At 74.5% G+C, this 10024-nt stretch carries 11 protein-coding genes; 3 read left to right on the top strand and 8 right to left on the bottom strand.

The features are described from left to right. Positions 1–746: nucleotidyltransferase domain-containing protein (locus E1265_RS27330; RefSeq protein WP_132933665.1), on the top strand; the 746-nt coding region annotated here is incomplete at its 5' end. Positions 747–803: 57 nt separating this feature from the next. Beyond that, positions 804–1418 (top strand): TetR/AcrR family transcriptional regulator, encoded by a 615-nt coding sequence (locus tag E1265_RS27325; protein ID WP_207931228.1) that lies wholly within the window; start codon positions 804–806, stop codon positions 1416–1418. Here the strand turns inward: E1265_RS27325 and E1265_RS27320 are convergent. The 5 genes from E1265_RS27320 to deoC all read right to left on the bottom strand — a co-directional run bounded on the left by E1265_RS27320 (position 1412) and on the right by deoC (position 6036). Continuing rightward, positions 1412–2233 carry a maleylpyruvate isomerase family mycothiol-dependent enzyme gene (locus E1265_RS27320; protein WP_207931227.1) on the bottom strand — a complete coding sequence of 274 codons (822 nt, stop codon included), beginning with the start codon at positions 2231–2233 and terminating at the stop codon, positions 1412–1414. The genes E1265_RS27325 and E1265_RS27320 overlap by 7 nt on opposite strands. Positions 2234–2321: 88 nt before the next feature. Then, complete coding sequence (locus E1265_RS27315; RefSeq protein WP_132933662.1) at positions 2322–2702, bottom strand: hypothetical protein; 381 nt, start codon at positions 2700–2702, stop codon at positions 2322–2324. A gap of 59 nt (positions 2703–2761) precedes the next feature. Further along, complete coding sequence (locus tag E1265_RS27310) at positions 2762–3637, bottom strand: aldehyde dehydrogenase family protein (RefSeq protein ID WP_132933661.1); 876 nt, start codon at positions 3635–3637, stop codon at positions 2762–2764. Next, positions 3630–5060 carry an aldehyde dehydrogenase family protein gene (locus tag E1265_RS27305; RefSeq protein ID WP_132933660.1) on the bottom strand — a complete coding sequence of 477 codons (1431 nt, stop codon included), beginning with the start codon at positions 5058–5060 and terminating at the stop codon, positions 3630–3632. The genes E1265_RS27310 and E1265_RS27305 overlap by 8 nt, the downstream gene beginning before the upstream one ends. A gap of 13 nt (positions 5061–5073) precedes the next feature. After that, positions 5074–6036 (bottom strand): deoxyribose-phosphate aldolase, encoded by a 963-nt coding sequence (deoC, locus tag E1265_RS27300; protein WP_132933666.1) that lies wholly within the window; start codon positions 6034–6036, stop codon positions 5074–5076. A 79-nt stretch (positions 6037–6115) separates the two neighbouring features. On the opposite strand from deoC, the gene E1265_RS27295 reads away from it, so the two are divergent. Next, positions 6116–6760 carry a PH domain-containing protein gene (locus E1265_RS27295; RefSeq protein ID WP_132933659.1) on the top strand — a complete coding sequence of 215 codons (645 nt, stop codon included), beginning with the start codon at positions 6116–6118 and terminating at the stop codon, positions 6758–6760. A 232-nt stretch (positions 6761–6992) separates the two neighbouring features. Here the strand turns inward: E1265_RS27295 and E1265_RS27290 are convergent, their stop codons facing one another. From E1265_RS27290 to E1265_RS27280, 3 genes are read right to left on the bottom strand one after another with little or no spacing between them, the layout of a single operon-like run. Further along, the gene (locus E1265_RS27290) at positions 6993–7265 is read right to left on the bottom strand and encodes a hypothetical protein (RefSeq protein ID WP_243741143.1); all 273 of its coding nucleotides are present in this window, start codon (positions 7263–7265) and stop codon (positions 6993–6995) included. A 51-nt stretch (positions 7266–7316) separates the two neighbouring features. Beyond that, the gene (locus tag E1265_RS27285; RefSeq protein ID WP_132933657.1) at positions 7317–9017 is read right to left on the bottom strand and encodes a phospho-sugar mutase; all 1701 of its coding nucleotides are present in this window, start codon (positions 9015–9017) and stop codon (positions 7317–7319) included. After that, positions 9017–9817, bottom strand: a complete 801-nt coding sequence (locus tag E1265_RS27280) for a purine-nucleoside phosphorylase (protein ID WP_132933656.1) — start codon at positions 9815–9817, stop codon at positions 9017–9019. The genes E1265_RS27285 and E1265_RS27280 overlap by 1 nt, the downstream gene beginning before the upstream one ends. Positions 9818–10024 lie beyond the last annotated feature (207 nt).

Genomic DNA, 10024 nt, shown 5'->3' with positions numbered 1-10024 from the left:
ACGGGGTGGTGGCTGTCTGCCTGGGCGGCAGCCGGGCCAGGGGGACGCACCGGCCGGACTCGGACTACGACCTTGGGCTCTACTACCGGCCGCCGCTGGACACGGCCGCGCTGCGCGAGTTCGCTGCCGAACTGACCGGCGGTCCGGTGGAGGTGACGGAGCCCGGCGGCTGGGGCCCCTGGGTGGACGGTGGCGCCTGGCTGACCGTCGAGGGGCGGCGCGTCGACTGGATCTACCGGGACGTGGACCGGGTGCGGCGGGTGTGGGACGAGTGCCGGGCCGGGCGGTTCGAGGTGGGGGCGCAGGCCGGGCATCCGCTGGGCGTGTACTCGCACGCGTACGCCGGCGAGGTGGCCTCGGCGCGGGTGTTGGCCGATCCCGGCGGGGAGTTGACGGCGCTCCGGGCGGAGACCGGGGAGTATCCGCCGGCGCTGCGCGACGCGTTGGTCAGGAACGCGCGCTGGGAGGTGCCGTTCACCCTCGCCCAGGCCCGCAAGGGCGCGGCGCGCGGGGATGACTACTACGTGGCGGGCTGCCTCTTCCGGGCGGTGGGGCTGCTGGTGCACGCCCTGCACGCGCACGCCGGCCGGTGGCTGCTCAACGAGAAGGGCGCGGTGGCCGAGGCCGCGGCGCTGCCGGCCGCGCCGCCGGACTTCGCGGCGCGGGCCCACGCGCTGTTCACCGGCGCCGCGACGGTGGACGACGGTGAGCGGCTGGCCGCCGAGGTACTGGAGCGGCTCGGCTGAGGAGGGCGGGCACGGCGTACGATGCGGGCGCATCGCCCAGGGTGGGAGGAGCCGCACGTGCCCAGGCAGGTCGACTACGAGGAGCGTCGCCGGCGGATCGGGGAGGCCGTCGTCGCCCTGATCGCGCGCGCCGGGATGGAGGCCGTCAGCCTCCGCGACGTCGCGGCCGAGGCGGACGTCTCGATGGGCGCGGTCCAGCGGTGCTTCCGCACCAAGGAGGAGATGCTGCTCTTCGCGCTCCAGGACATCTCGGCCCAGGTGACCGAGCGCGCCGACGAACGCATCGCGGCGGACGAGGCGCCGCGGGCCGCCGGCACCCTGCTGGCCCACACGCTCGCCGAGATGGCGCTGGTGGACGCGGAGTCGGCGGCCAGGGCCCGGGTCTGGCTGGCGTTCGTCGCGCACGCGCCGACCAGCGAACGGTTGTCCGCCGTGCTGCACGAGACCTACGCCAGGCTGCACGAGCTGATCGCCTGGCTCATCGGCTACGGGCAGCGGACCGGCGAGATCGCCGGCGACGTCGACGCGGACCGGGAGGCGCGGGAGCTGGTCGCGCTGGCGGACGGCCTCACCGTGCGGGCGGTCGCCGGCCACGGGGAGCCGGAGGAGGCGCTGGCGATGCTGCGGGAGCGGGTCGAGCGGCTGCTCGTCGGCGGGTGCGGACCTCAGTAGACGATCGAGACGATCCGGCAGGCCGCCGCGGCGAGCCGCCGGTCGCCGTCGATCGCGGCCCTGGCCAGGGCCGCCTCGGGATCGATGCCGCGGACGCACAGCCGCCAGGCGGTCTCCGCGTTCAGCAGCACGGTCGCCGCCGGCTGGTCGGTGGGCGGTTCCGCCAGCGACCAGCGGTCCGGGAGCCGGGTCGCGGTCCAGGTGGATCCCGCGGGTCCCGTGACGGACAGCCGCAGTTGGGTGCCCGGCGGCGCCTGCACCGCGCGCAGCGTGTGGGGGAGCGCCCGCAGGAAGGTGTCGAGCACCACCGAGAGGGGCCTGGCCGCCGCGTCCGTGTGCTCGCCGACGGCGTGCCGTATCTGCTGGCGGTGGGTCCAGTACTCGGTGAACTCGCGGGCCGTGTCCAGCCAGCCGGGCGCCGGGTCGGCGCCGGCCCAGGAGACGCCGAGGGCCGGGGCGAACGGGGCGCGGGCCTCGAAGATCCGCGCGACCCACGGCCCCGCCTGGTCGAGCGCGTCGAGCAGCGCCTCGCGGCCGACCCGCCGGTGCGCCCGCACCCACTCCCCGTTGATGCGGTGGATGAACGCCTCAAGCGGCTCGCCGCGCCTCGGAGCCAAGCCGTCGCGCCGGCCGGGCAGTCGGCCCAGGTAGTCGCCGAGCACGTGCGCGGCGAGGTCGTGCACGCTCCAGCCCGGCACCGCCTCGCTGGCCCACTCCGCGGCCGACAGGCCGCGCAGGGTGGACATCAGCGCCGCGTGCTCCGGCCGGAACAGGGGACGCGCGTCGATCGGCGAGCCGAGCCAGGCATGCTCCATGCCATGAGCCTGCCAGTGCCGGCCGGCGCCCGGCCAGCGATTTGCCGACCCGCGCCGGCGCACGGGCGCCGGGCCGGGACGCGGCGCGCTACCGGCCCGCCCGCAGGGCGAGGCCGCGCCGGACGGCGGCCACGGTGTCGCTCGGATCGGTGTTGAAGCAGATGGTGGCGCCGGGGGCGAGCCGGTGCACCAGGTTGATGACCCGCTCGAACAACCGCAGGTGCTCGGGCACCACCCGCACCCCGGCGCCGATCACCACGCAGTCGAACTCGCCGCCCGTCAGAGCCCGGGTCAGCACCGCGTCGGCCGCCTCGCCGAGGTCGATCACGCAGCGGGTGACCGCGAAGCCTTCGCGGGCCAGCTCCGCCCGGATCGCCGCGCCGGTGGTGCGCACCCGCGCGGCGTCCAGCTCGGGCATGGCCGTGAAGTCGACCAGGTCGGGGTCGACGCCGATGGTCAGGACTCTCATGCCTGGGAGGCTAGGAGCTCAACTTCCCTTGAGGTCAAGCGCCTTCGCGAGGAAGGCCGTCAGACGCCGATCGGGTGCCAGACCGTCTTGGTCTCCAGGAACGCCGTCAGCCGGCCCGTGCCCGGGTCGGCCGTGAAGTCCTCGGCGACGCGCGGGCGGTGCACCCGCTTCAGGGTCTCGGCGGCCGCCGCCTCCAGGTCGGCCGCCAGGTCAGGCGAGGCGCCGGTGAGGTCGAGCGCGTTGACGTCCCGGTGGCCGGCCAGCGGCGGGCCGAGCTCGGCCGGGCGGCCGGTGAGGACGTTGACCACCCCGCCCGGCAGGTCGGAGGTGGCCAGCACCTCGGCCAGCGTCAACGCCGGCAGCGGCGCCGCAGGATCGGCGACCACCACGGCCGTGTTGCCGCCCGCGAGCACCGGCGCGAGGACCGAGACGAGCCCGAGCAGCGGCGATCCGACCGGGGCCAGCACGGCGACCACGCCCGTCGGCTCGGGCGAGGAGAGGTTGAGGTACGGGCCGGCGACCGGGTTGCTGGTGCCGGCGATCTGCGCGATCTTGTCGGTCCAGCCCGCGTACCACACCCAGCGGTCGATCGCCGCGTCGACGGCGGCCCTCGCCTGGGACTTGGACAGGCCCTGGGCGTCGGTGAGCTGGAGGCGGAACTGGTCGTGCCGGCCCTGGAGCATCTCCGCGATCCGGTACAGGATCTGGCCCCGGTTGTACGCGGTGGCGCCCGACCACTTCGGGAACGCCTTGCGCGCGGCGACCACGGCGTCGCGGGCGTCCTTGCGGGAGGCGAGCGGGGCGTTGGCCAGCCAACGGCCGTCGGGCGTCGTCACGTCGTAGACCCGTCCGCTTTCCGAGCGGGGGAACGCGCCCCCGATGAACAGTTTGTAGGTCTTGAGGACGCTGAGACGAGGAGAGGGGGTGTCAGACATCGAGGTAGGGCTCCAGTCCGTGTCGGCCTCCCTCGCGGCCGTAGCCGGATTCCTGGTAGCCGCCGAAGGGTGAGGTGGGGTCGAAGCGGTTGAACGTGTTGGACCAGACGACGCCGGCGCGTAGTCGCTGGGCCATCCACAGGATGCGGGAGCCCTTTTCGGTCCAGACGCCGGCGGAGAGGCCGTAGGGCGTGTTGTTGGCCTTGGCGACGGCCTCGTCGGGGGTGCGGAAGGTCAGCACCGAGAGCACGGGGCCGAAGATCTCCTCGCGCGCGATGCGGTGCGCCTGGGTGACGCCGGTGAACAGCGTCGGCGGGAACCAGTAGCCGGTGGACGGCAGTTCGCAGGGCGCCGTCCAGCGGGTGGCGCCCTCCGAGTCCCCGGCGTCGGCCAACTTCCGAATGCGGGCGAGCTGTTCCGGCGAGTTGATGGCGCCGATGTCGGTGTTCTTGTCCAGCGGGTCGCCGAGCCGCAGCGTGGCGACGCGCCGCTTGAGCCTGACCAGCAGCTCATCGGCCACCGACTCCTGCACCAGCAGCCGGGAGCCCGCGCAGCACACGTGGCCCTGGTTGAAGAAGATGCCGTTGACCACGCCCTCGACGGCCTGGTCGAGCGGGGCGTCGTCGAAGACGATGTTGGCCGCCTTGCCGCCGAGTTCGAGGGTGAGGCGGCGGCCGGTGCCGGCCAGCGAGCGGGCGATCGCGCGGCCTACCGACGTCGACCCGGTGAAGGCCACCTTGTCCAGGCCGGGGTGCGCGGCGAGCACCGCGCCCGTGGCGCCGTCGCCGGTGACGACGTTGACGACCCCCCTGGGCAGCCCGGCCTGTTGGCAGATCGCGGCGAAGCGCAGCGCGGTGAGCGGCGTCGTCTCGGCCGGCTTCAGCACCACCGTGTTGCCGGTGGCCAGGGCGGGCGCGATCTTCCACGCCAGCATCAGCAGCGGGAAGTTCCACGGGATGATCTGCCCCGCCACGCCCAGCGGGCGCGGATTCGGACCGAAGCCCGCGTGGGCCAGCTTGTCGGCCCAGCCGGCGTAGTAGAAGAAGTGCGCGGCGACCAGCGGCAGGTCGGAGTCGCGGGTCTCGCGGATCGGCTTGCCGTTGTCCAGGGTCTCGAGGACCGCCAGCTCGCGGGCCCGCTCCTGGACCAACCTGGCGATCCTGAACAGGTACTTGGCGCGCTCCGCGCCCGGCAGCGCCGACCAGGCGGGGAACGCGGCACGGGCCGCGGCCACCGCCGCGTCCACGTCGGCCTCGCCGCCGTGCGCCATTTCGGACAGCACCTCCTCGGTGGCGGGCGAGACGGTCTTGAACGTGCGGCCGTCCGCCGCCTCGCGGAACTCGCCGTCGACGAACAGGCCGTAGGACGGGGCGATCTGGGCGGTCGCCCGGGACTCGGGCGCGGGTGCGTACTCGAATTTCATCTGCGGCCTTGTCCTAGTCCACGGTCACGTAGTCGGGCCCGGAGTACGCCCCGGTGGCGAGCTTCTGACGCTGCATCAGCAGGTCGTTGAGCAGGCTGGAGGCGCCGAAGCGGAACCAGGCCGGGGCCAGCCAGTCCTCGCCCGCCGTCTCGTTGACCAGCACCAGGTAGCGCAGCGCGTCCTTCGCGGTGCGGATGCCGCCGGCCGGCTTGACGCCCACCTGGCGGCCGGTCGCCTCCCGGAAGTCGCGCACCGCCTGCAGCATCAGCAGGGTGTTGGCCGGGGTGGCGTTGACCCCCACCTTGCCGGTCGAGGTCTTGATGAAGTGCGCCCCGGCCAGCATCGCCAGCCACGAGGCGCGGCGGATGTTGTCGTAGGTGGCCAGCTCGCCGTTCTCCAGGATCACCTTCAGGTGCGCGGCGCCGCAGGCCTCGCGGACCGCCCTGATCTCCTCGAGGACCTCCAGGTAACGGCCGGCGAGGAAGGCGCCCCGGTCGATCACCATGTCGATCTCGGTGGCGCCGGCCGCGACCGCCTCGGCCGTGTCGGCCAGCTTGACGGCGCGCGCCGCCCGGCCGGCGGGGAACGCCGTGGCCACCGAGGCCACCTGGACCCCGGTGCCGCGCAGCGCCTCGACGGCGACCCCGGCCAGGTCCGAGTAGACGCAGATCGCGGCGACGGACGGCACGGTGCGGTCGGTCGGGTCGGGGCTCACGCCCTTCGCGCACAGCGACCGCACCTTCCCCGGGGTGTCCGCGCCCTCCAGGGTGGTCAGGTCGATCATCGAGATGGCGAGGTCGATGGCGAACGCCTTGGCCGTGGTCTTGATCGAGCGGGTGGCCAGGGCCGCCGCGCGGCCCTCGAGGCCGACCGCGTCGACGCCCGGCAGGCCGTGCAGGAAGCGGCGCAGCGCGGCGTCGGTGGCGGTCACGTCCGCCACGTCGGCCGGGGCCAGCGCGGGTGCTGGAGATGGCATGCTCACCAGATCAGCATATCTACGCGCGTAGTGGCCTGTCACTGGGGTGGCCCACGGCAGGTCCGGCAGAATCGGATGTATGAGTGAGTCCCAGACCTACGCCGACCGCGTCTACCGGTCGCCCGCCGCGATGGCGGCCGGGGCACTGCTGCTCGGCCTGGCCGGCTGGCTGGGCGGCGACGCCATCCTGCGCGGCGACGGCCGCACGCCCGTCACCGCCGCGGCCACGCTGCTGTTCGTGGCCCCGCTGGTGATCGCCTTCACCTTCCGCCCGGCGGTCTTCGCCTCCGACGAGCGGCTGCGGGTCCGCAACCCCTTCCGCACCATCACCACCCCCTGGGCCGCGGTGGAGAAGGTCGAGGCCAGGTACTCCACGGAGTTCGTGGCCGCCGGCGCGCGCTACCAGATGTGGGCCATCCCCGTCTCGCTGCGCGCCCGCTCCAAGGCCACCCGGCACAACGAGGACGTGGCCGCCGGCCGCGCCCCGCGCAGCGGCCCCTTCGGCCTCGGCAGCCTCGGCAACAACTCGGCCGCCGCCGGACCCGCCGACCACCTGCCACGCACCGCCCCCGGCGACGCGGCCGTCGCCGAACTGCGGGAGCTCGCCGAGCGCCACGCCGACCGTAAGGCCCCCGAGGGCGCGGTCACGGTCCGCTGGAGCTACGAGATCCTGGCCCCCCTCGCGGCGGGCGCGATCGCCCTGCTGGTGCTCTGGCTGGTGTGACGGGTCGCTGGCCCTTCGCTGCGTCTTCGCTGTACCTGCTTGGGAAGCCGCCGGTTGGCGGGGTGGCCGGTGGACGTGAGCACGAGCCCCCGCCATCGGCCGGTGGCCGGTCGGGTGCGGTGTGCCGTGGCCGGGGGCGGCTGATCGCGACCAGCGGTCGCGCTGTACCTGCTTGGGCCGCCGCCGGTTGGCGGGGTGGCCGGTGGACGTGAGCACGAGCCCCCGGGCCGCGTCAGTCGGCGTCCGGCAGCAGGACGTCCTGGTTGTCGAAGACCCGCAGCACGACGATCACCACATAGCCGCGGTTGACGATGTACTCGACCATCAGCGAAGGCGTGACCCTGATGCTGCGGGAGGTGTCATCGCCGCCGGCCGGGCGGGAGTGCTCGTTGAACGGGTCGTTGACGAGGATGTCCACGCCCTTGTCGAAGGCTGCCCGCCGCCTGTCGTCCAGGCGCGCCCGCGTGGCCGCGGCGGCCTCGGTGAAATGCAGTTCGTACCTCACGCGGACCACGCTATCCGAGCCCTCGGTGTCCGGGTACCGCGCCAGCGCGGCTCAGACGCCGGCCGCCGCCGCCAGGTCGTGGCGGATCGCGGCCAGGGCCTCGTCCGCCCGGGCGCGGGAGGGCGCCAGGGCCGTGCGGTCGGCGACCGGGACCACTACCTCCAGGTAGCACTTCAGCTTCGGCTCGGTCCCCGAGGGGCGGACGATCACCCGGGCCGAGGCGACGTCACCCGCGCCCGCCAGGGTGTAGCGCAGGCCGTCGGTCGGCGGCAGCTCGGCCGAGCCTGACCGCAGGTCCTCCGTACCGGTCACCGGCAGCCCGCCGAGCGCCGTGGGCGGGGTGGCGCGCAGCCGGTCCATCGCCTCGGCGATGAGCCCGAGATCGGCGACCCGCACCGACAACTGGTCCGTGGCGTGCAGCCCGTGCTCAAGCGCGATGTCGTCCAGCAGGTCGGACAGCGTGCGGCCGCCGTCCGCCTTCAGCTCGGCGGCCAGCTCGGCGATCAGCAGCGCCGCGGTGATGCCGTCCTTGTCCCGCACCCCCGCCGGGTCCACGCAGTAGCCGAGCGCCTCCTCGTAACCGAAGGCGAGCCCCGGCACCCGGCCGAGCCACTTGAAGCCGGTCAGCGTCTCCCGGTACGGCAGCCCGGCGGCGGCCGCGATCCGGCCGACCAGCGAGGCGGAGACGATGGACGCCGCGAACGTGCCCCGCACCCCGCGCCGCACCAGGTGGGTGGCGAGCAGCGCGCCCACCTCGTCGCCGCGCAGCATCCGCCAGCCGCCCGCGCCCCGCGAGCGGTCCGGCACGCCCGCCGCGCAGCGGTCCGCGTCCGGGTCGTTGGCCAGGACCAGGTCGGGCCCGACCGCGCGGGCTCGCGCGAACGCCAGGTCCATCGCGCCCGGCTCCTCGGGGTTGGGGAACGCGACGGTCGGGAACTCCGGATCCGGCTCCGCCTGCTCGGCCACCGCGGCCGGCGCCGGGAAGCCGGCGCGGACGAACGCGTCCACCAGCGTCGCCTGCCCGACGCCGTGCAGCGGCGTGTAGACGACGGAGACGTCACGCGCCCCGCCGGGCGCCAGCGCCGCGCCGGTGCGGGCCAGGTAGGTCTCGACGACCTCCTCGCCGAGCACTTCCCAGCCGGACTCCGGGCGCGCCACGTCGGCCAGCGGGCCGACCGCGGCGATCTCGGCCGCGATGTCGGCGTCGGCCGGCGGCACGATCTGGCTGCCGTTCCCGAGGTAGACCTTGTAGCCGTTGTCCCGCGGCGGGTTGTGGCTCGCGGTGACGACGACGCCGGCGACGGCGCCGAGGTGGCGGATCGCGAAGGCGACAACCGGCGTGGGCAGCGGCCGCGGCAGCAGCGCCGCCCGCAGCCCGGCGCCGGTCAGCACGGCTGCGGTGTCGCGGGCGAAGTCGGCGCTCCTGTGACGGGCGTCGTAGCCGATGACGACGAGCCCGGGCGCGGTCCGGTTCAGGTAGCCGGCGAGACCGGCGGCGGCCCTGATGACCACGGCCCGGTTCATCCGCATCGGCCCGGCGCCCATCTCGCCGCGCAGGCCGGCCGTACCGAACTGCAGGGTGCCGGCGAAGCGCTCCGCCAGCGCCGCCGTGTCGCCCGCGTCCAACAGGGCGGCCAACTCGGCGCGGGTCTCCGGATCCGGGTCCTCGGCCAGCCAGGCGCGGGCGACCCGCTCGACGTCCGCCACCTCGACGCCCGTCCCCTCGCTGCCCGTCCCCTCGCCGCCCGCCATCAGATCCGCCCCAGCAGCCGGGCGAGCAGGGCCCCCATCCGGGCGGCCGAGTCCCGGCCGGCCCTGAGAACCTCCTCGTGGTTCAGCGGCTCGCCGGTGATCCCGGCGGCGAGGTTGGTGACCAGCGAGATCCCGAGCACCTCGGCCCCGGCCTCGCGGGCCGCGATGGCCTCGAGCACGGTGGACATGCCGACCAGGTCCCCGCCTATCGCCCGAACCATGCGGATCTCGGCCGGCGTCTCGTAGTGCGGCCCGGGGAACTGCACGTACACGCCCTCCTCAAGGGAGGGGTCGATCTCCCGGCAGAGCGCGCGCAGCCGCGGCGAGTACAGGTCGGTGAGGTCGACGAAGTTCGCCCCGACGATGGGCGAGGTCGCGGTGAGATTGATGTGATCGCTGATGAGGACGGGCTGCCCGACGATCATGTCGCCGCGCACGCCGCCACAACCGTTGGTCAACACGACCGTCTTGCAGCCGGCGGCCACGGCGGTACGGACGCCGTGCACGACGGCCGCGACGCCGCGGCCCTCGTAGAAGTGGGTGCGGCCGAGGAAGACGAGGGCGCGCTTGCCGCCGACGCGGTACGAACGGACCCTGCCGGCATGCCCCTCGACGGCCGGCGGCGGAAACCCGGGCAGTTCGGTGACGTCCAACTCCGCTTCCGGCAGGCCGAGCTGGTCGGCGGCGGGCAGCCAGCCGGAACCCATGACCAGCGCGACGTCATGGCCGGCCACCCCGGTCAACTCCCGCAGCCGCGCCGCGGCGGCATTGACCGTGTCGTCAATCTCAGATGCGTTCACGTTCCGAGCCTAGCCGGTGCGGGCCTACGCGCGTAGAGGGGTCCAACGACCGAACCAGACCGCACCTACCCGCACTCCGCGGGGGCCCTACGCCGACAGGCACGGCCGGGCGAAAGCCCGCCCGACCCGGAGCGCCGCGCCGGGTGCCGTGGTTCGGTCGTCCGTGGCGAGCTGGTGGGTACTGTCCCCTGCGGCGCGTCACAAAAG

It is taken from the genome of Streptomyces sp. 8K308 (genome assembly GCF_004348315.1).
GTDB lineage: Bacteria > Actinomycetota > Actinomycetes > Streptomycetales > Streptomycetaceae > Streptomyces.
The sequence above is the reverse complement of the archived record's forward strand: the minus strand, read 5'-3'. Positions and strand labels throughout refer to the sequence as shown.